Source organism: Xanthomonas sp. CPBF 426 (assembly GCF_903989465.1).
GTDB lineage: Bacteria > Pseudomonadota > Gammaproteobacteria > Xanthomonadales > Xanthomonadaceae > Xanthomonas > Xanthomonas euroxanthea.
Genome location: NZ_LR861805.1, coordinates 2,225,087 through 2,246,653, shown reverse-complemented (window position 1 = coordinate 2,246,653; position 21,567 = coordinate 2,225,087). Strand labels below are relative to the sequence as shown.

Genomic DNA, 21,567 nt, shown 5'->3' with positions numbered 1-21,567 from the left:
TGCCGGGGCTTTGCGCATCTGCAGCCAGCGCAGTGCGCAGCGCCGCGCATTGGCCTCGCCCGCTACCCCGCCAACGCGGTTGCAGGCGCCAGATGCGACCCTGCCCCGCAAGACACCGATTAGTGCTTCAGTTGCATGACCACGTGGCCGATATCCAGTCATAGCTCACGACGCTTATGGATATGACGACCACCTCGACTCCCGCTTCAGACACACGCGAATTTGATTTTGGCGACCGCGATTTCAAGCGCGTCTGCGACCTGATCTATCAGCGTGTCGGCATCGCCCTGGCTCCGGCCAAGCGCGACATGGTGTATGGCCGGCTGTCGCGTCGTCTTCGCGTGCTCGGTCTGCGCTCCTTCCGCGACTATCTGGACCAGCTGGAAGCAGGCACCGACGAAGAGGAATGGCAGGCGTTCACCAACGCGCTGACCACCAATCTGACCTCGTTCTTCCGCGAGCCGCACCACTTCGACAAACTGCGCGAAGAACTGCAAAAGCGTGCCTCGCAGGCGCCCTTGAAGATCTGGTCGTGCGCGGCCTCCACCGGTGAGGAGCCCTACTCCATCGCCATCACCGCCTGCGAAGCCTTCGGCACCTTGACCCCGCCGGTCAGCATCGTGGCCACCGACGTCGACACCCAGGTGCTGGAAACCGCCTCGCGCGGCGTCTACGCCATCGACCGCGTCGCCTCGCTGGACGCATCGATCAAGCGCAAGTATTTCCAGCGCGGCAGCGGCCCCAACGAGGGCAAGTGCCGGGTCATCCCGGCGTTGCGCCAACTCATCGAATACCGCCAGTTGAATCTGCTGGCACCGCGTTACGACGTCGGCGGCCCGTACGCGGCGCTGTTCTGTCGCAACGTGATGATCTATTTCGACAAGCCGACCCAGCGCGGCATCCTGTCGCGTCTGGTCAGCCACATGGGCGATGACGGTCTGCTCTACACCGGGCACTCGGAGAATTACCTGCACGCAGCCGACCTGATCCAGCCGTGCGGGCGCACGCTGTATCGGCGTGCGCCGCGCGCCGGAGCCGCCACATGAGCACCGCCGTGCAGGTCGACGATGTCATGCGCTACCGCGACTCGCGGTTCCAGACCATCACCGCCAAACTGCTGCCCACCCAATACCTGGTGGTGGACGACGACACCGCGTTGACGACCACCTTGGGATCGTGCGTTGCCGCCTGCCTGCGCGACCCGGTCCTGAAGATCGGCGGCATGAATCACTTCCTGTTGCCGGAAGGCCAGGTCGGTGACGGCGCACCCGCGCGCTACGGCAGTTATGCGATGGAGTTGCTGATCAACGACATGCTCAAGCGCGGCGCGCATCGCAAACGCATCGAAGCCAAGGTGTTCGGTGGCGCCAACGTGCTCAAGGGCTTCACCAGCAATCCGGTCGGCACCCGCAATGCCGAGTTCGTGCGCCAGTACCTGCAGGCCGAGCACATTCCCATCATTGCCGAAGATCTGTGCGGCATCCATCCGCGCAAGGTGTGGTTCTTCCCGACGACCGGACGCGTGGTCGTGCAGCGTTTGCCGCATGCACACGAAGCCGAAGTCGCCGCCGCCGAATCGGCCGTGCGCGCCCGTCTGTCCAAAGCACCGGTCACCGGTGGAGTGGAGTTGTTCGAATGACGCTGGAAACCCCTGTGCGTGTATTGATCGTCGACGACTCGGCGGTCGTACGCCAGATGCTGACCGAAATCCTCTCGCGCGATGCCGGCATCGAGGTGATCGGCTCGGCCGCCGACCCGATCCTGGCGCGCGAAAAGATCAAACGCCTCAATCCGGACGTGATCACGCTGGATGTGGAAATGCCGCGCATGGACGGCCTGGTGTTCCTGGAAAACCTCATGCGCCTGCGCCCTACCCCGGTGGTGATGATCTCATCGCTGACCGAGCGTGGCGCCGACACCACCTTGCAGGCCTTGTCGCTGGGTGCGGTGGATTTCGTCTCCAAGCCCAAGATCGACGTCGCACGCGGGCTGGAAGGCTATGCCGAGGAGATCGTCAGCAAGGTCAAGATGGCCTCCAAGGCCAAGGTCAGCGCGCTCAATCGTCCCAGCGCGCCCAAGGTCACCCTGGACATGCAGTCGGCACCGGTGCCGGGCAGCGCGCTGCGCTTTCGCACCACCGACCGCCTGATCGCCATTGGCGCTTCGGCAGGCGGCACCGAAGCCCTGCGCGTGGTGCTCGAGCACATGCCCGCCGATGCACCGGCGGTGGTGATGACCCAGCATCTGCCGGCCAGCTTCAGCACCGCCTTCGCCGAGCGCCTCAATCGCCATTCGGCGATGTCGGTACGCGAGGCCAGCGATGGCGAGGCGATCCTGCCCGGCCATGCCTACCTGCCGCCCGGCGGCCAGCATCTGCGCATCATCCGCGACGGTGCGCGCTGGCGCTGCCGCATCGACGACGGCCCGCCGGTCAATCGCCACAAGCCGGCGGTGGACGTGCTGTTTCGCTCCGTCGCTGCCAACGCCGGCCCGAATGCGGTCGGCGCCATCCTCACCGGCATGGGCGACGACGGCGCACGCGGCCTGCTGGAAATGCTGCAGGCCGGCGCGCCCACGCTGGTGCAGGACGAAGCCAGCAGCGTGGTCTGGGGCATGCCCGGTGCCGCCTATAAACTCGGCGCCGCGCAGGAAGTGGTACCGCTGGACCGCGTGGCCGAGCGCCTGATCGCGCTGTCGGCGCAGGCGCGCTGATCCGGCATGAAGTCCCGCCCCCCGCACCCGACCGAACAGGCGGCGGCTCCCGGCGTCGCGGACGCCGCGTCGCCGGTGACGGCGGATGCGCGAGCAGATCACCCGCTTATGCCCGGGACGATCAAGGCCGGCCCGATCACCGCCGGCATGACCAGGCCCGACGAACATCCCGACGCCACGCGCTCGCGCCTGCTGGCCGAAGCGCTGGACGGCAGCAGCAGTGCGATCCTGATCTGCGATCTGCAATCGCGCCTGCTCTATGCCAATGACGGCTTCCAGCGCATGTTCGGCTATACCGAGGCCGAACTGGTCGGCAAGCGTCCCTCGGACGTGCTCACCCGCGCGCAAAGCGACCAGGACGAGGTGGCACGCATCCGCGACCGCGCCGACGCCCTGCAGCAGACCCAGGCCGACCTCCTGGTGTACCGCAAGGACGGCACGCCGCTGTGGATCTCGCTCAACTTCAATCCGATCTACGACGCCAGGCATCTTCCCTCGCATTACGTGGCGGTGCTGACCGACATCACCGACACCAAGATGCATGAGGTGCTGCAGCACCGCGTGCTCGAGGCGCTGGTGCAGGAGCGGCCGCTGATCGAGGTGATGACGCTGATCTGCACCGAGGTCGAGCGCATCGCGCCGGACGTGCTGGCCACGGTCATGAGCGCGGACAATCAAGGCTGCCTGCATTCGCTGGCGGCCCCCAGCCTGCCGCCGGAGTATGCCGATGCGGTCAACGGCTTGAAGATCGCGCCGGGCGCAGGCGCCTGCGGCACGGCCGCCTGGCGCGGCCGTGCGGTGATGGTGGAAGACATCGCCACCGACCCGCTGTTCGCGCAATTTCGCGAACTATTGTTGCCGATGGGCCTGCGCGCCTGCTGGAGCACGCCGATCCGCTCCAACAGCGCACGCGTGCTCGGGACCTTCGCGCTGTACTACCGCAAGGCCCAGCGGGCCGATGCCTGGCACGTACGCCTCACCGATCTGTGCCAGCAGCTGTGCACGCTGGCACTGGAGCGCGAGCAGACCCGCCAACGCGTGCACCAACTCGCGTTCTACGATGCGCTGACCGGCCTGCCCAACCGCATCATGTTCAGCGCACGCGCCGAGCAGGCCCTGACGCAGGCCGAATATGCCGGCGAACCGGCCACGTTGATGTTCATCAACATCGACCGCTTCAAATTGATCAACGACAGCCAGGGCCATGCCGCTGGCGATGGTCTATTGCGCGACATCGCCCTGCGCATCGGCGAACAGCTGCCCGCCACCGCGATGCTGGCGCGCCTGGCAGGCGACGAATTCGCACTTGCGCTGCCGCAATGCAGTGCCGAGCAGGCCAGTGCCGCCGCAGAACGGGTGCTGGGCACCATTGCCAGGCCACTGCCGGTCGGGCACATGACCGTGCATCCGTCCGCCAGCATCGGCGTGGCGATGTTTCCCGAGGACGGGCGCGACATCAACATCCTGCTGCGGCATGCCGATCTGGCCATGAACCGCGCCAAGCAGGAAGGCGGCGGACGCTTCCGCTTCTTCAGTTCCGACATGAACCGTATGGCGCAGGAGCGCGTTGCGCTGGAAGCGGAGCTGCGCCAGGCCATCGGCCGCGATCAGCTGCAGCTGCACTATCAACCGCAATTGCACAGCGCTGCGCCGCACGCGCTGTACGGCGTGGAAGCATTGTTGCGCTGGAATCATCCGCAACTGGGCGCCATTTCGCCGGCGCGTTTCCTGCCCGTGGCCGAAGAGCAAGGCATGATGCCGCAGCTCAACGATTGGGTATTGCGCAGCGCCTGCCGGCAGATCGCCGATTGGCGCACGCGTGGTGTGCCGGTGACGCGGGTGTCGGTGAATCTGTCGGCGAGCAGCTTCGAAAGCCCGCGCATGCTCAGCGACCTGCTGCGCCTGATCGCCGAGACGGGCGCGCAGCCCTCCGACCTCACGCTGGAAATGACCGAGAGCGTGATGCTCTCCGGGCAACCGGGCGTCCTGGAAAACCTGCATGCCATCCGCGAAGCCGGCATCTCGCTGTCGCTGGACGACTTCGGCACCGGTTATTCCAGCCTGAGCCACCTGCATCGCCTGCCGATCGACGAACTCAAGCTGGACATGAGCTTCGTGCGCGACATCGAACACAGCGAAGACGCCCGCGCCCTCACCACCTCGGTGCTGCGCATCGGCGAGCATCTGCGCAAGCACGTGGTTGCCGAAGGCGTGGAAAACGAAGCGCAGCGCCTGTTCCTTGCCGACCTCGGCTGCGAAGTGCTGCAGGGCTATCTGTTTTCGCGGCCCTTGCCGGCGGCGGCACTGGAAGCCTGGTTGGGCGCGCAGCCTTAGAAGCGGCTCACGACACTACGTCGTGGTTTGTCAGGCTGTTCTCATAGCGTTTTACGTTCGCATCAGCAGGTCGAGGCACCCTGCTAGAAGGCAAAGCGTCTGATCTGGTGCTTCGGTGCAGGGCCCTTGCCCGCCCACCATCGCGGGACACGCCGCAAGGACGTCCCTGTAGGCTCTGGCGCGGCATCCATGCCGCGCGAGGTCCCGCGACGGTGAGCGGGCAAGGACCAAGTGAGGTGATCGGCGCTCATGGTTGCAAGCAGCGCCAATCGAGATGGTCGTTGCGCATGGTTGCAAGCAACGCATGGTGTCGTTCTGATTCACCAGATCAGCAGCACACCAGTCAGAGCGGTGCCTGTGCCTGAGCGCTGCCTTCAAGCGCGCGCCTTTCCATCCGCGTCGAATCCGATGCCACCGTGCGCTTCAACCACCCCAGCAACTGCGCGGTGACGAAGGCCGGATTCTCCAGCGATGCGATATGCCCGGCATCGGGAATCAGCTCGTAGTCGCAACCGATCACCTCGGCCATCAGCCACAATTCTTCGGGCGGCCGCGGAATATCGTCCGCGCCGCCGAGCAGGAACGTGCTGGCCGGATTCAGCGCAGACATCGCCTCCAGGCGATCGGCGCGCCCGAAGATCAGCCGGCCCAACGGCACGATGGAGGCGCGCACCTGCTCGGCCGACAGCGCCGCCAGGCGCTGTGCAAACGCCGCCGGCAGCGCGGAATTCAGATCGATGCCGGGACGGAAAAAGATCGGCACGATCGCCTCGATCAACGCAGGCGTCACCTGCCCCGCGGCTTCCATTGCATCGAGCAACCCGAAATAACGCGTTTGCGTGGCCTGCGGCTCGGCCCCCAGGAAGGTATCCATCAACACCAGGCTGCGCACGCGCTCCGGTGCCAGCAGCGCCAGCTCGGCGGCCCACATGCCACCGACCGACAAGCCGACCACCGCGCACTGCGGCAGCTCCAACGCGTCCAGCAATTGCAGCATCTGCCTGGCAAGATCGCCAACCGTCTGCGTGTCTGCCGGCAATGCTGCCGACTGTCCGTGTCCCCACAACTCGGGGACGATGACCCGATAGTGCTGCGACAGCGCCTGGATCTGCGGCTCCCACATGGCCGCATCCCAGAGATAACTGTGGCCGAGCAGAACCGGAAACCCGTGACCGTAGTGTGCGTAGTGCAGCGTTTGACCAGCGATCGTGCAAGTAGGCATTGGAGATCATCACAGCGAGTGGAAGCGGCGCCACTCTAGGCCTCCCGACTTCAGATTTTTGTTGCAATGCGGCAGGTGAGTTAACTGCGATTGCCTTTAACTTCCGGCATTGCGTGGCCAAGACGAAGCCATCGCCCGAATAACGAAAAACGCCCGGCATTGCCGGGCGTTCTCGAACGGGTGATCCAACCGTTGGATCAGGCAGCGACGGTGTCGGCCACGTCCTGATATTCCTGGATCTGATCGAAGTTCATGTAACGGTAGATCTGGTCGCCACTGGTCTTGATCACGCCCACATCGGCCATGTACTCGTCCTTAGTCGGGATGCGACCCAGACGCGAGCAGATCGCGGCCAGTTCCGCCGAACCCAGGTACACGTTGGTGTTGCGGCCGAGACGGTTGGGGAAGTTACGCGTGGAGGTGGAGAACACCGTGGCGCCCTCGCGTGCCTGGGCCTGGTTGCCCATGCACAGCGAGCAGCCCGGCATTTCCATACGCGCACCGGCCGCGCCGAAGGTGCCGTAATGGCCTTCCTTGGTCAGCTCGGAGGCATCCATCTTGGTCGGCGGCGCAACCCACAGGCGGGTCGGGATGTCGCGCTTGCCTTCCAGCAACTTGGCGGCGGCACGGAAGTGACCGATGTTGGTCATGCACGAACCGATGAACACCTCGTCGATCGCCGCGCCGGCCACGTCGGACAGTGTCTTGACGTCGTCCGGGTCGTTCGGGCATGCCACGATCGGTTCAACGATGTCGGCCAGGTCGATCTCGATGACGGCCGCGTATTCGGCGTCGGCATCGGGCTGCAGCAGCTGCGGGTCGGCCAGCCACTCTTCCATCTTCTTGATGCGGCGGCCCAGCGTGCGCGCATCGGCATACCCTTCTGCAATCATCCAGCGCAGCAGCGTGATGTTGCTGGTCAGGTATTCGATGATCGGCGCCTTGTCCAGGTGCACGGTGCAACCGGCCGCCGAGCGCTCGGCCGAGGCGTCGGACAGCTCGAACGCCTGCTCCACCTTCAGGTTCGGCAGCCCTTCGATTTCCAGGATGCGGCCGGAGAAGATGTTCTTCTTGCCCTGCTTGGCCACGGTCAGCAGGCCGTCCTTGATTGCGTACAGCGGGATCGCGTTGACCAGGTCGCGCAGGGTCACGCCCGGCTGCATTTCACCCTTGAAGCGCACCAGCACGCTCTCGGGCATGTCCAGCGGCATCACGCCGGTGGCAGCGGCGAACGCCACCAGGCCGGAACCGGCCGGGAACGAAATGCCGATCGGGAAACGCGTATGCGAGTCGCCGCCGGTGCCGACCGTGTCGGGCAGCAGCATGCGGTTCAGCCAGCTATGGATCACGCCATCGCCCGGACGCAGCGACACGCCGCCACGGGTGGAGATGAACTCCGGCAAGGTGTGATGGGTCTTGACGTCCACCGGCTTCGGGTAAGCGGCGGTGTGGCAGAACGACTGCATCACCAGGTCGGCCGAGAAGCCCAGGCAGGCCAGGTCCTTGAGCTCGTCGCGGGTCATCGGGCCGGTGGTGTCCTGCGAGCCCACCGAGGTCATCTTCGGCTCGCAATAGGTGCCCGGGCGCATGCCCTGGCCTTCCGGCAGACCGCAGGCGCGGCCGACCATCTTCTGCGCCAGCGAGAAGCCCTTGCCGGTGTCCGGCGGGTCCATCGGCAGGCGGAACAGGTCCGAGGCCGGCAGGCCCAGGAATTCGCGTGCCTTGGCGGTGAGGCCGCGGCCGACGATCAGCGGAATGCGGCCGCCGGCGCGCACTTCGTCAAACAGCACGTCGGACTTCATCGCGAACTCGGCGATCACCTGTCCGTTCTTCAGTGCCTTGCCGTCGTACGGACGCAGCTCGACCACATCGCCGTGCTCCATCTGCGACACGTCCAGCTCGATCGGCAATGCACCGGCGTCTTCCATCGTGTTGTAGAAGATCGGGGCGATCTTGCTGCCCAGGCACACGCCACCGAAGCGCTTGTTCGGAATGAACGGAATGTCCTCGCCGGTCCACCACAGCACCGAGTTGGTCGCCGACTTGCGCGAGGAACCGGTTCCGACCACATCGCCCACGTAGGCGACCAGATGGCCCTTGGCCTTGAGGTCGGCGACGGCCTGGATCGGGCCACGCTTGCCGTCTTCTTCCGGCACGAAGGCCGCGCCGTCGCGGGCGTTCTTCAGCATCGCCAGCGCGTGCAGCGGGATGTCCGGGCGCGTGGTCGCATCCGGGGCCGGCGACAGGTCGTCGGTGTTGGTCTCGCCGGGCACCTTGAACACGGTGACGGTCATGCTTTGCGGCACTTCCGGCTTGCTGGTGAACCACTCGGCCTCGGCCCAGCTCTGCAGCACGGCCTTGGCGTGCGCGTTACCGGCTTCGGCCTTTTCCTGCACGTCGTGGAAGGCGTCGAACACCAGCAAGGTGTGCTTGAGCGCTTCGGCGGCGGTGGCGCCCAGCTCGGCGTTGTCGAGCAGATCGATCAGCGGCTGGATGTTGTAGCCGCCCAGCATGGTGCCGAGCAGCTCGGTCGCACGCTTGGGGCTGATCAGCGCGGTCTTTTCGGTGCCGAACGCCACCGCGGCCAGGTACGAGGCCTTGACCTTGGCGGCGTCATCGACACCGGCCGGCACGCGCTGGCTGAGCAGTTCGACCAGGAATTGTTCTTCGCCCGCCGGCGGAGCCTTCAGCAGCTCGATGACCTCGGCGGTCTGCTGCGCGGTCAGCGGCAGCGGCGGGATACCGAGCGCGGCGCGCTCTGCAACGTGGTGGCGATAGGCTTCCAACATGCGGATTCTCCGAAAGACAACAGTGAATGTGTAAACGCGAAACGTGGATCAGCGTGCGGGTTTGGGGACAACGATCTTCAAACCCTTGAAGTAGTCGCGGAAAAAGCCCTCGTCGCGGGTGATCAACCCGTCGCACTGGAGCATCGCGTGGGCGCCGATCAGGAAATCGGCCACCACCCGCTCGCGCTTGCCGCCGCGCGCGCGGAAGCGCTTGTTCATATGGCCGGCGCGCACCGCCGCCGCTTCCTGGGTGGCTTCGTAACGCACCCCGATCGAGGCCAGGGTTTCCATCAGGTCGACCTGGGTGTCGAGCATGGCCAGCACCTCGGCCACCACCGCATCGCAGACCACCACCTCGTCGCGCGCCAGCGCATCGCCGATGCAGATCTCCGACACCTCGCCGTAGACCGCATCGCCGACCAGGATGTCGAGCAGCACCGAGGAATCCAGGGCGATCATGGGTCGAACGGATCCCCGGGGGCGCGGCCACGGATGGCGCGCATCGCCTCGTCGGTACTGGTCAGCCCGTCGACCAGCTTGAACTTGCCGCGCACCTTGCGCAGCGCCTCGCTGACGTCCTTGCGCAGGATGATGCGCCCGCCGTCGAGCTCGATCTTGAGCGTGGTGCCCTTGGTCAGGCCCAGGGCATCGCGCACGGCCTTGGGCAGCGTGATCTGCCCGCGTTCGGCAACTGTGGCTTCCATGGAGGTGGCCCCGGCAGAAAGTATGCAGTGATTCTACATACTTGACTTGTCGTACTCAAGGCCACATACCCTGTGCTGCAACCGAACGTACACACTGAATTGGTCACACTGTCCCAAACAGACCTAAAGCCTGCTGCCATAGGAGTGATGCATGAGCGATTCCTTTTCCACCCGCACCTCGTTCGAGGTCCACGGCCAGAGCTACGAGTACTACAGCCTGCCCAAGCTGGGCGAGCGCTTCGAGATCGGCCACCTGCCCTATTCGATGAAGATCCTGCTGGAGAACCTGCTCCGGCACGAGGACGGCGGCGTCACCGTCGGCAAGGACCACATCGAAGCGGTCGCCAAGTGGGACCCGAAGGCAGAGCCCGATATCGAAATCGCCTTCATGCCGGCTCGCGTGGTGCTGCAGGACTTCACCGGCGTGCCGTGCGTGGTCGACCTGGCCGCGATGCGCGATGCCGTGGTCAAGCTCGGCGGCAAGGCCGACCAGATCAACCCGCAGATTCCCTCCGAGCTGGTCATCGACCATTCGGTGCAGGTGGATGTGTTCGGCTCGGCTGACGCGCTCGACCTCAACGGCAAGATCGAATTCCAGCGCAACCAGGAGCGCTACGGCTTCCTGCGCTGGGGCCAGAAGGCATTCGAGAACTTCAAGGTAGTGCCGCCCAATACGGGCATCGTCCACCAGGTGAACCTGGAGAACCTGGCGCGCGTGGTGATGAGCGCGGACAAGGACGGAACGCGGATCGCCTACCCGGACACCGTGTTCGGCACCGACAGCCACACCACCATGATCAACGGCATCGGCGTGCTGGGCTGGGGCGTGGGTGGTATCGAGGCCGAGGCCGCGATGCTGGGCCAGCCCTCGTCCATGCTGATTCCGCAGGTGGTCGGCTTCAAGCTCAGCGGCAAGCTGCCCGAGGGCGCCACCGCCACCGACCTGGTGCTCACCGTCACCCAGATGCTGCGCAAGGCCGGCGTGGTCGGCAAGTTCGTCGAGTTCTACGGCGACGGCCTGCAGCACCTGCCGCTGGCCGATCGCGCCACCATCGGCAACATGGCACCGGAATACGGCGCCACCTGCGGCATCTTCCCGGTCGACGAAGAATCGCTGACCTATCTGCGCCTGTCCGGCCGCAGCGAGGAGCAGATCGCCCTGGTCGAAGCCTATGCCAAGGCGCAGGGCCTGTGGCACGACGCCAACACCCCGCCGGCCCAGTACAGCGCCACGCTGGAGCTGGACATGGGCGAGGTCAAGCCGTCGCTGGCCGGCCCCAAGCGCCCGCAGGACCGCGTACTGCTGGAAGACATGCAGTCCAACTTCCGCGAGAGCCTCAAGCCGTTCGTGGACGCGCGCAGCAAGCGCCTGACCGACGTCAAGCAGGAAGACCGCCTGAAGAACGAAGGTGGCGGCGGCACTGCGGTCGGCGCCAAGGCTGCGCAAGCCGAGAGTTCCACCGACAGCGGCGCCGGCTGGCAGCTGCGCGACGGCTCGGTGGTGATCGCCGCGATCACCTCCTGCACCAACACCTCCAACCCGGCAGTGATGCTGGGTGCCGGCCTGCTCGCGCGTAACGCGGCGGCCAAGGGGCTGAAGGCGCAGCCGTGGGTGAAGACCTCGCTCGGGCCGGGCTCGCGCGTGGTCACCGATTACCTGAGCAAGGCCGGCGTGCTCGCCGATCTGGAAAAGCTCGGGTTCTACGTGGTCGGCTATGGCTGCACCACCTGTATCGGCAACTCCGGCCCGCTGCCGGACGATGTGTCTGCGGCGATCGCCAAGGACGATCTGGTGGTGTCTTCGGTGTTGTCGGGCAACCGCAATTTCGAAGGCCGCGTGCACCCCGAAGTGAAGATGAACTACCTCGCCTCGCCGCCGCTGGTGGTGGCGTATGCGATCGCCGGTACCACCGACATCAACCTCACCACCGACCCGCTGGGCACCGGTAGCGACGGGCAGCCGGTGTATCTGCGCGACATCTGGCCGAGCAACAAGGAAATCGGCGACACCATCGCCGCCACCGTCGGCCCGGAGATGTTCAAGCAGAACTACGCCGACGTGTTCAAGGGCGACAGCCGCTGGAACACCATCGCTTCCCCGGATGGTGCGCTGTACGAATGGGACGCGGCCTCGACCTACATCAAGAACCCGCCCTACTTCGACGGCATGACCATGCAGGTGGGCCACGTCGAGGATGTGCATGGCGCACGCATCATGGGCCTGTTCGGCGACTCGATCACCACCGACCACATCTCGCCGGCCGGCAACATCAAGAAGGATTCGCCGGCGGGTCGCTTCCTGCAGGAGCGCGGCGTGCAACCGGCCGACTTCAACAGCTACGGCAGCCGCCGCGGCAACGACGACGTGATGGTGCGTGGCACCTTCGCCAACATCCGCATCAAGAACCTGATGTTCGGCGGCGAAGAAGGCGGCAACACCCTGTACTACGGCAAGGACGGCGCGGCGCCGGAAAAACTGGCGATCTACGATGCGGCGGTGAAGTACAAGGCCGACGGCGTGCCGCTGGTGGTACTGGCCGGCAAGGAATACGGCACCGGCTCCTCGCGCGACTGGGCGGCCAAGGGCACCAACCTGCTCGGCGTCAAGGCAGTGATCGCCGAGAGCTTCGAGCGCATCCATCGCTCCAACCTGGTCGGCATGGGCGTGCTGCCGCTGCAGTTCCTGGAGAACGAAAACGCCCAGACCCTGGGCCTGGATGGTTCGGAGGTGCTGGACATCACCGGCCTGCAGGACGGCGCCAGCCGTCGTGCCACGGTGGATGCGAAGAAGTCCGACGGCAGCGTCAAGCAGTTCCAGGTCAAGGTGCTGCTGCTGACGCCCAAGGAAGTGGAGTACTTCAAGCACGGTGGCCTGCTGCAGTACGTGCTGCGTCAACTGGCTGCCCGCGAGGCGGCCTGATCGCAGCGCGCTGCCCTGTAAGCATGACCCCACTCCCGCCGCCCGGCGGGAGTGGTGCTTTGGGCAACTGGAACCTCGTATTGCGGGACAGGTGAGCAGTCATCGGAGGCGGACGGGCGCTGCACGCAAACGCAGCGCAGCGGGGAAATACCTTGCCACCCGACACCCACCGCGCCCACCTGGCGATGCGCGCTCCAGAATCGCGGCATCAGTGCCCGGTCGGCTCCCACTGCGCGTGGTACAGCTGCCAGTCGCCGTCCTGCAAGCGCCAGCCGGTGGTCACCTGGGAGGTCTGTGCCTGCTCGGGCAGCCAGCGCCCGCTGCCGCCGGTCAGCAGCGCGGTGAAACGCACGCGTGCGGTGTCATCGTGCAGTTGCACATCCACCGGCCCCAGGGTCACGCCGATGCGGCGATTGCCCAGCATCTGCAGCTGCATCAATCGTCGCAGGCCGGCTGCGTCCAGTCCTTGGTCGCCGACAAAATCCTCGGCCACCGGCGCCATCGCCTCGCCGATGTCGCGCGCTTCGATCGCCTGGTGCATCGTCTCCAGCGTTGCGCGCAGCCGTTGTTCCGGTGCGGCACGCGTGCAACCGACCAGGCCCACGATGCAAATCGCAACCAACCCGACCCGCCACCGCGCTTGAATGCTGCCCTGCATCACGCTTCGCCTTTTCCATCCATGACGGTATGCTGCCAGCTGTTGTAGCGCCGTGGAACACACCGCGTCACGTAGCGAACACCCTGGAGGGGGGCAGATGAATCAGGCACGTCCTTGGTTGCAAAGTTATCCGGCCGGCGTTGCCGCCGAGATCGATCTGGAGCAGTTCCGGACCGTGGCAGAGGTGTTCGCCACCTCGGTCAAGCGGTTCGCCGACCGCCCCGCATATCACAGCTTCGGCAAGACCCTCACCTATCGGCAAGCCGATCAGCTGGTCGAGCAGTTCGCCGCCTATCTGCTTGGCGAACTGCAGTTGAAGAAAGGCGACCGCGTCGCCCTGATGATGCCCAACTGCCTGCAGTATCCGGTGGCCACCTTCGGCATCCTGCGTGCCGGCCTGACCGTGGTAAACGTCAATCCGCTCTATACCCCGCGCGAGCTGAAGCATCAACTGATCGACGCCGGCGCCAGCGTACTGGTGGTGATCGACAACTTCGGCACCACCGTGCAGCAGGTCATCGCCGACACCCCGGTCAAGCAAGTGATCACCACCGGCCTGGGCGACATGCTCGGCTTCCCGAAAGCGGCGCTGGTCAACTTCGTCGTCAAGTACGTCAAGAAGCTGGTGCCCGATTACCGCATCAAGGGCGCGATCCGGTTTCGCGACGCACTGGCGCTGGGCCGCAAGCACAGCGTGCCGACGCTGCAGATCGAGCCCGATGACATCGCCTTCCTGCAGTACACCGGCGGCACCACCGGCGTGGCCAAGGGCGCGATGCTCACCCACCGCAATCTGGTGGCCAACATGCAGCAGGCCCACCAGTGGCTTGCCGGCACCGGCAAGCTGGAAGAAGGCGCCGAGGTGGTGATCACCGCGCTGCCGCTGTACCACATCTTTGCATTGACGGCCAACGGCCTGGTCTTCATGAAGATCGGCGGCTGCAATCACCTGATCAGCAATCCGCGCGACATGCCCGGCTTCGTCAAGGAATTGAAGAAGACCCGCTTCACCGCCTTCACCGGCGTCAATACGCTGTTCAACGGCCTGCTCAATACGCCCGGCTTCGACCAGGTGGATTTCTCCACGTTGAAGATGACCCTTGGCGGCGGCATGGCGGTGCAACGGTCGGTCGCCGAACGCTGGAAAAAGGTCACCGGCCTGACCCTGGTCGAGGCCTACGGCCTGACCGAAACCTCGCCTGCCGCCTGCATCAACCCGATGGACCTGAAGGACTACAACGGCTCGATCGGCCTGCCGATTCCGTCCACCGATGCCTGCATCAAGGACGACGCCGGCGCGATGCTGCCGCTGGGCGAGATCGGCGAGCTGTGCATCAAGGGCCCGCAGGTGATGAAGGGCTACTGGAAGAAGCCGGAAGAAACCGCCAAGGTCATGGATGCCGACGGCTGGCTGCACACCGGCGATATCGCGCGGATGGACGAGCAGGGTTTCGTCTACATCGTCGATCGCAAGAAGGACATGATTCTGGTGTCCGGCTTCAACGTCTACCCGAACGAAATCGAGGACGTGATCGCCGAAATGCCCGGGGTGCTGGAAGTGGCCGCCGTCGGCGTGCCGGACGAGAAGTCCGGCGAGATCGTCAAGGCCGTCATCGTGAAGAAGGACCCTGCGCTGACCGCCGATGCGGTCAAGGCGCACTGCCGCGCCAACCTGACCGGCTACAAGCAGCCGCGCGTGATCGAGTTCCGCAAGGAACTGCCGAAAACCAATGTCGGCAAGATCCTGCGCCGCGAACTGCGGGATGCGCCAAAGGGATAATCCCCCGGCGCCACCGCAGATCGACGGCCACCCGGCTGCCATCCCACGCCCGCACTGCCTCCAGGCCTTGCGGGCGTCTGCTTTTGCACGCTTCGGACGGTTCACGCGTCTCAGACGAGTGGTATGCGACCACGGGCATGCCGGAATGATGGCCGGTTTGCACCTGGTTATATCCGCATTTTTGACACCCGCAAATGCAGGCACGCACTTTGCGGTTGATAACACCGGCCAGGGGAGTCCTGCAGGAAACCACAGGCCAATGACCAGACAGATAATTTCAGCACTGGGTAATCCACAATAAACTGCATTTGTTTGCAGACATTCGCTGAAAGATTCAGCACACAGGGCTCACCGGGTAGAAAGGAAGCCCTCAGCGTTCATGGAGATAGTGCCGGTGTAGCATCGATTCGGAGTGGATCGCGCGCGCCCGCCGGCGTCCACTCTCCCATCGCGGGCTTTTCCAGGATCACGCCCATGAATACCGTTGAAAAGATTTCGATCGGCCGCCCCCACTCCACCATTCGGGTCGATGCGTCGGCCGCTGATGGCACCCACTGGTTGTTCATGCATGCCAATGCGCGTTTTGGCATCCGTCCCTGCTGCAGTCCCGAATTGCTGGACGACATATGGGATGTCATGGGATCCATCACCCGCGCCCCGCATGAGCGGCGCAGTGGTGAACTACGCCACTTCGTGCTTGCATCTGACTCCACCGCCTTCAATTTAGGCGGCGATCTGGACCTGTTTGCACGCCTGATCCGCGACCAAAACCGCGAGCAGTTGATGCGCTATGCCACCCGCTGCGTGGAAGGCGTCCATCACCTGCATGTCGGCTTTGGCGGGGACGTGCGCAGCATTGCGCTGCTGCAAGGCGATGCATTGGGAGGTGGATTGGAGATGGCCCTGGCCTGCCACACCATCGTGGCCGAAGAAGGCATCGGGATGGGACTGCCCGAGGTCTTGTTCGGTCTGTTTCCGGGCATGGGCGCGTATTCGTTCCTGTGCCGTCGCGTGTCGCCCCAACTGGCAGAAAAAATCATTCTCGACGGACGCATCTACAGCAGCGAGGAAATGCATGCGATGGGAATCGTGGACGTGCTCGTCCCCAAGGGCCAGGGAGTCGTTGCCACCGAAACGCTGATTCGCCAGCAAAAGCGCATCTCCCACGCCTATCTGGCGATGAACGCCGCACGCAACCTCGCGCAGGCGGTGCCTTACGACGAATTGCTGCGCATTACCGAGGTCTGGGTCGACACTGCCCTGGCACTGAGCGATAAATCACTGCGCACGATGGACCGTTTGGTCAAGGCACAGAATCGCCGCGCTGGCGCAAGTGCCGCCTGATTTGGTGGATCCAGTACTGGGGGAATCAGGCCCGGCCTATCGCCGGGCTTCACTTAGCCGCGGTCGCCATTCCCGCTGACTCCGCCGTCGGACTTGTTCTGTGCGCGTTGAGCAAGCGCCTCGCGCCCGAGTGTCAACCCCGTCTTCAGCTGCTCCAGCCTCTGGCTCCATTCTGCGCGCAGCTGCGCTTCCGGCAGGCGCATCAACTCACCTCCCTGTTCGGCCAGCGCCACCAGCCCGAGATTGCTGGAAACGCCCTTGACCGCATGAGCATGCTCGCGCAGACGAGCCCAGTCCTCGTCCGCCGCCGCCTTGCCGAGCTGGACAACGCAAGCTGCGGCATCGCTGAGACATTGTTGAATGAACTCGCGTTCGAACTCATTCCCCATCCCCAGTTCCGCCAGCTCGTCGAGCACGGCAGGGTCGAGGACGGCGCCACTCGGCGCCGGGCTGCGGGTAGCGATGGCCGGGTCGGCCTGACGCAGTTTCTGGTTGACGGCGATGTCGGCCAGCGTATCCAGCAGCTTGATCGCCGCCACCGGCTTGGCCAGGAAGGCATAGGCGCCCGCCTGCTCGCAGCTGCGAATCGACTCGGGGGTGACATCGGCGCTCAACACCACGACCGGGGTGCCCGGCATACCGCCCGCCTGCATCACCCTGAGCTGCTTCAACATGTCCAGACCGCTGACACCGGGCATGTGCAAGTCGACGATGGCCGCGTCGAAGTCTGCCTCGGCCAATGCATCCAGTACGGCCTCGCCGCCGTCAACGCAGGTCACGCGATGGCCTGCTTTCTGCAGCAGCCGCTGCAGAACCAGGCGATTTGCCAGATGATCGTCCGCCACCAGGATATGCATGCTGCGCACGCGGGCACGGTGACGTAGAAACGGATCGGCAAACGCAATCACGTTGCCCGGTATCGTGGACTCCGCCTCATGCAGCACAGGCGATGGCGTTGCTGCGGGCTTGGCGGCCGCCAGGCCAAACGGCAGTTCAAACCAGAACAAGCTGCCGCCCGCGGGATTTTCCTCGAACCCGATCGCGCCCCCCATCGACTGGACCAGCCCCCTGGCGATCGTGGTTCCCAGGCCGCTGCCTTCGAACCGGCGCGCCAGTCCGGTATCTGCCTGTTCGAACGCCTCGAACAAACGCGGACGCATATCGACCGGCACACCGATGCCGGTATCGAGCACCTCAAAACGGAGCAGCAAACCGCCACGGCCGCTGGCCTCGGTGGCCGCCACCTTCAACTGGACACTGCCGTGGTCGGTGAACTTGACCGCGTTGCCGACCAGGTTGAGCAGGATTTGCCGCAGATGTCCCGCGTCCCCGTGCACACGCGAAGGCACGTCTGCAGCCACGGCTGTCTGGTAATGCAGCCCCTTGGCCCTGGCCTGTGGCTCCAGGATCAGACCGATTGCCTGCAGGATGTCCTGCAATGCAAAGTCGGACGTGTTGATCCGCAGCTTGCCGGCTTCGATGGCCGAGATGTCCAGCACCTCCTCTACCAGCGCCAGCAGGCTGCGTGTCGATGCCTGAATGGTCTTCAGGCATTCGCGCTGCTCGCTATCCAGACGCGTCGTTGCCAATACCTCGGTCATGCCGGACAGGCCATTGAGCGGTGTCCGAAACTCGTGACTCATGTTGGCCAGGAAGCGGCTCTTGGCCTCACTGGCACGGCGCGCCTCGGCGGTGGCGCGGGTCAACTGCCGCAGAAGACTGGAGAAATACAACGGAACGGCGGCCAGACCAACGGCAAGCCCGATACCGAGCCGCTGGTTGCGTTGCCAGTAGTCGGTCATCCACAGCGTCGTGGAAAAGCTCACCACCGCCATTCCCACCGCAAGGTACAGATAGCGGTTGCCGTAGCGCAGGCCGTTGCCGACGGTGACCCACATCACCACGACATAGACCCAGGCTAGCGGCTCGCCCATCTGGATCATGCCGGCCGCCATCAAGCCGTAATCGGCCAACATGCCCAGGATGCGACGCGCATCCGAGCGCCCGGGCCGCCACAGCAGCCACCCGAACAACGCAAGTCCGAGACTCAGGCCCGTCAGCACAATGACCAGAACGCCGGTGTGCTGGTGCGGCGGCAGGCTGTGCCGGACACCCGGCAGCAGGACATACGCCAGGATCAGGCTGATCAGCACGATGCGGACGATCGCCTGACCATGTTCGCTGTCGGGTCGATGCATCAACCGCTGCCGGATCCTTCCGAACGGATTCATTGCCTCACACCCCGGGTCGTGCCGATGCGGTCGAGAATTCGCCGCAGATCTGGTCCAGCTGCGCGCGACCGCGCAGCAGCGCATCCACGCAGCGCGGGTCGAACAGGCGACCGCGTTGTGCATACAGATAGGCCAGCGCGGCGTCCATGGTCCATGCCTCCTTGTACGGGCGCGGCGACAGCAGCGCGTCGAAGACGTCGGCCACCGCCACGATGCGCGCTTCCAGCGGGATCGCTTCGCCAACCAGCCCATCCGGGTAGCCGGTGCCGTCGTAACGCTCGTGATGACGCAACGCGATCAAGGCGCCGACCTGGATGAAACGGTTCTGGCTGCCACTGAGCAGCTCGTAGCCGATGCGCGGATGCCGCTTCATGATGCTCATCTCGTCGTCGGTGAGCTTGCCCGGCTTGAGCAGCACCGCGTCGGGAATGGCGATCTTGCCCATGTCGTGCAGCGGTGCGGCCATCTCGATGATGCGCACTTCTTCCTCGGACAACCCGAGCTGCTCGGCGATCAGGCCGGCCACGTGCGACATGCGCTCCAGGAAGGCGCTGGTGCCCGAGTCGCGGTACTCGATGGCGCGCGCCAGCCGCGACAACGTCTCGCGTTCGCGCTCTTCGACCTCGTTCATGCTGGCCAGCAGACGCTGCTCCAGCGACAGCGCGCGTTGCTTGACGCTTTCGCTCTGCTGACGCAGCTGCAGCAAATTGGCGCAGCGTGCGCGCAGTTCGCGCGGACGGATCGGCTTGACCAGGAAGTCGATCACGCCCGCCTCCAGCGCGGCCTGGCGGATCGGCTCGTCGCCGACGATGGTGATCAGGATGATCGGGATATCGCGATGGCTGGGCAGCCGGCGCAGACGCCGGGCGAACTCCAGGCCATCCATGCCCGGCATGCGATAGTCGAGCAGCAACAGATCCACCCGTCCGGCCTCGCACCACGCCAACGCGTCGAGCGGATCACCGAAATCGTAGACCTTCAATTCCGGTGCGATGTCCTCGATGACGTGGCGCAGCATCGTCCGCGCAGACATCTGGTCATCGACAATGACGATGTTCAATCCCAGATCCGCCTTTTCCGACCAGCTTCCCGATGTATCCGCCGACGACACGCCGGCAAGATTACCCAAAACATCCTGCATAGCCGTTGCTCCTCTTTCCTGAGAACGGAAAAGCGATGACGCCGGCCGCCGGGCCGACTCCCCCGACGATACGCCATTCGGGGCTCCGCTCTAGCATATGCAGTATCTGTGCCGTCGGCACGCCGACGGCACAAAAAAGATCAGGCTTCCGGACGCATATATGGGAACAGCAGCACATCGCGGATCGAGGTGCTGCCGGTCAGCAGCATCACCAGGCGGTCGATGCCGATACCCAGGCCGCCGGTCGGCGCCATGCCGTACTCCAACGCACGGATGTAGTCGGCGTCGTAATGCATCGCTTCGTCGTCGCCACCGTCCTTGGCCTGCACCTGCGCCTGGAACCGCGCGGCCTGGTCTTCCGGATCATTGAGCTCGGAGAAGCCGTTGGCCAGCTCCTTGCCGTTGATGAACAGCTCGAAGCGGTCGGTGTACCCCGGCTCGGTGTCGCTGGAGCGCGCCAGCGGCGACACTTCAACCGGGTGGTCGGTGATGAAGGTCGGCTGCACCAGCGTGTGTTCCACGGTAGCCTCGAAGATTTCCAGCAGCAGCTTGCCCCAGCCGTAGGACGGCTTGACCTTGATCTTCAGCCGCTCGCAGTGCGCCAGCAGCGCGTCGCGATCAGTGCAATCGGCCGCGCTGATCTGAGGATTGTGGTGACGGACGGCCTCATCCATGCGCCAGCGCCGGAAAGCCGGCGCCAGATCGATGGCGGCGCCGTCCCAGTTCACCTGGGTAGTGCCCAGCACCGACTGCGCGGTGTCGCGGATCACCTGTTCGGTCAGGTCCATGATCTGGTGGTACGTGGCATAGGCCTCGTAGAGCTCGAGCATGGTGAACTCGGGGTTGTGCCGGGTCGACACGCCCTCGTTGCGGAAGTTGCGGTTGATCTCGTAGACGCGCTCCAGGCCACCGACCACCAGCCGCTTGAGGTACAGCTCCGGCGCTACGCGCAGGTACAGGTCCAGGTCCAGCGCGTTGTGGTGGGTGGTGAACGGCTTGGCGGTGGCGCCACCGGGGATGTAATGCATCATCGGCGTTTCCACTTCCAGGAAGCGGCGCGCGTCCAGCCAGGCGCGGATCGCGCGGATGATCCTGGAGCGCTTGATGAAGACCTCGCGCGCTTCCGGGGTGACGATCAGGTCGACGTAGCGCTGGCGATAGCGCTGCTCCACGTCCGACAGGCCATGCCACTTGTCCGGCAACGGACGCAGCGACTTGGTCAGCAGGCGGAGCGCGCTGGCCTTGACCGACAGCTCGCCGGTCTTGGTGCGGGTCAGCCCGCCCTCCACCGCCACGATGTCGCCGACATCCCAGCCCTTGAACGCGGTATAGGCATCGCCGAGCACATTGCCCTGCAGGAACAGCTGCACGCGCCCGGACTCGTCCTGGATCTGCGCAAAGCTGGCCTTGCCCATCACCCGCTTGGCCATCAGGCGGCCGGCCATCCGGACCGTGCGCCCGGTTGCTTCCAGCGCTTCGGAAGTCCAGGTGTCGGCGTCGGCGAATTCGGCCTGCAGGTCGCCGGCGAAGTGCTCGCGCACGAAATCGTTGGGATAGGCGATGCCCTGGCCGCGCAACGCGCCCAGTTTCGCGCGACGCTCGGCGATGAGGCTGTTCTCGTCGGCGGGGATCTGCGGCGCGGGGGTCTGCTCGGTCATGGCGGGAATCGGTCTGCGATAGGTCGGGCGCATGCCCGGTGGAGAATGCGGAACCGGGCGGGCCGGTTCCTGCG

15 protein-coding genes are annotated in these 21,567 nt (G+C 65.0%); 7 read left to right on the top strand and 8 right to left on the bottom strand.

What is annotated here, in order from left to right; genetic code table 11:
* Window positions 1-176 precede the first annotated feature (176 nt).
* The 4 genes from H7A87_RS09665 (at window position 177) to H7A87_RS09650 (ending at window position 5,046) form a co-directional block, all read left to right on the top strand.
* Window positions 177-1,046, top strand: a complete 870-nt coding sequence (locus tag H7A87_RS09665; protein WP_104537492.1) for a CheR family methyltransferase — start codon at window positions 177-179, stop codon at window positions 1,044-1,046.
* A complete protein-coding gene (gene cheD, locus H7A87_RS09660; protein ID WP_024937701.1) occupies window positions 1,043-1,639 on the top strand; it encodes a chemoreceptor glutamine deamidase CheD in 597 nt (198 codons plus the stop codon). Before H7A87_RS09665 ends, cheD begins: the two co-directional genes overlap by 4 nt.
* The gene (locus H7A87_RS09655) at window positions 1,636-2,712 is read left to right on the top strand and encodes a chemotaxis response regulator protein-glutamate methylesterase (protein ID WP_047125438.1); all 1,077 of its coding nucleotides are present in this window, start codon (window positions 1,636-1,638) and stop codon (window positions 2,710-2,712) included. The genes cheD and H7A87_RS09655 overlap by 4 nt, the downstream gene beginning before the upstream one ends.
* A 108-nt stretch (window positions 2,713-2,820) precedes the next feature.
* Window positions 2,821-5,046, top strand: a complete 2,226-nt coding sequence (locus H7A87_RS09650) for an EAL domain-containing protein (RefSeq protein WP_232087974.1) — start codon at window positions 2,821-2,823, stop codon at window positions 5,044-5,046.
* 343 nt (window positions 5,047-5,389) lie between these two features.
* Here the strand turns inward: H7A87_RS09650 and H7A87_RS09645 are convergent, their stop codons facing one another.
* The 4 genes from H7A87_RS09645 to H7A87_RS09630 form a co-directional block, all read right to left on the bottom strand.
* Window positions 5,390-6,268, bottom strand: coding sequence for an alpha/beta fold hydrolase (locus H7A87_RS09645; RefSeq protein WP_232087957.1), 879 nt, complete (start codon window positions 6,266-6,268; stop codon window positions 5,390-5,392).
* A gap of 197 nt (window positions 6,269-6,465) precedes the next feature.
* Window positions 6,466-9,057 (bottom strand): bifunctional aconitate hydratase 2/2-methylisocitrate dehydratase, encoded by a 2,592-nt coding sequence (gene acnB, locus H7A87_RS09640; protein ID WP_119128815.1) that lies wholly within the window; start codon window positions 9,055-9,057, stop codon window positions 6,466-6,468.
* Window positions 9,058-9,105: 48 nt separating this feature from the next.
* Complete coding sequence (locus tag H7A87_RS09635; protein WP_016903181.1) at window positions 9,106-9,516, bottom strand: type II toxin-antitoxin system VapC family toxin; 411 nt, start codon at window positions 9,514-9,516, stop codon at window positions 9,106-9,108.
* Window positions 9,513-9,761: an AbrB/MazE/SpoVT family DNA-binding domain-containing protein gene (locus H7A87_RS09630; protein WP_016903180.1), complete on the bottom strand. Its 249-nt coding sequence runs from the start codon at window positions 9,759-9,761 to the stop codon at window positions 9,513-9,515. The genes H7A87_RS09635 and H7A87_RS09630 overlap by 4 nt, the downstream gene beginning before the upstream one ends.
* Window positions 9,762-9,912: 151 nt before the next feature.
* Between H7A87_RS09630 and acnA the strand changes: the two genes are divergently transcribed.
* Window positions 9,913-12,681 (top strand): aconitate hydratase AcnA, encoded by a 2,769-nt coding sequence (gene acnA / locus H7A87_RS09625; protein ID WP_119128816.1) that lies wholly within the window; start codon window positions 9,913-9,915, stop codon window positions 12,679-12,681.
* A 208-nt stretch (window positions 12,682-12,889) separates the two neighbouring features.
* Here acnA and H7A87_RS09620 read toward each other — a convergent pair whose 3' ends face one another.
* The gene (locus tag H7A87_RS09620; protein WP_119128817.1) at window positions 12,890-13,339 is read right to left on the bottom strand and encodes a nuclear transport factor 2 family protein; all 450 of its coding nucleotides are present in this window, start codon (window positions 13,337-13,339) and stop codon (window positions 12,890-12,892) included.
* 97 nt (window positions 13,340-13,436) lie between these two features.
* Here H7A87_RS09620 and H7A87_RS09615 point away from each other — a divergent pair, with 97 nt between their 5' ends.
* Both H7A87_RS09615 and H7A87_RS09610 read left to right on the top strand, forming a co-directional pair.
* Complete coding sequence (locus tag H7A87_RS09615) at window positions 13,437-15,119, top strand: long-chain fatty acid--CoA ligase (RefSeq protein ID WP_026064479.1); 1,683 nt, start codon at window positions 13,437-13,439, stop codon at window positions 15,117-15,119.
* Between the two features lie 474 nt (window positions 15,120-15,593).
* Window positions 15,594-16,463 (top strand): crotonase/enoyl-CoA hydratase family protein, encoded by an 870-nt coding sequence (locus H7A87_RS09610; RefSeq protein ID WP_119128818.1) that lies wholly within the window; start codon window positions 15,594-15,596, stop codon window positions 16,461-16,463.
* Between the two features lie 53 nt (window positions 16,464-16,516).
* On the opposite strand, the gene H7A87_RS09605 is transcribed toward H7A87_RS09610, so the two are convergent.
* From H7A87_RS09605 to lysS, 3 genes are all read right to left on the bottom strand, one after another.
* Window positions 16,517-18,694, bottom strand: a complete 2,178-nt coding sequence (locus H7A87_RS09605; RefSeq protein ID WP_119128819.1) for an ATP-binding protein — start codon at window positions 18,692-18,694, stop codon at window positions 16,517-16,519.
* A gap of 4 nt (window positions 18,695-18,698) precedes the next feature.
* Complete coding sequence (locus H7A87_RS09600) at window positions 18,699-19,835, bottom strand: two-component system response regulator (protein WP_026064477.1); 1,137 nt, start codon at window positions 19,833-19,835, stop codon at window positions 18,699-18,701.
* Between the two features lie 140 nt (window positions 19,836-19,975).
* Window positions 19,976-21,493, bottom strand: a complete 1,518-nt coding sequence (gene lysS / locus H7A87_RS09595; RefSeq protein WP_053045483.1) for a lysine--tRNA ligase — start codon at window positions 21,491-21,493, stop codon at window positions 19,976-19,978.
* Between the last annotated feature and the right edge of the window lie 74 nt (window positions 21,494-21,567).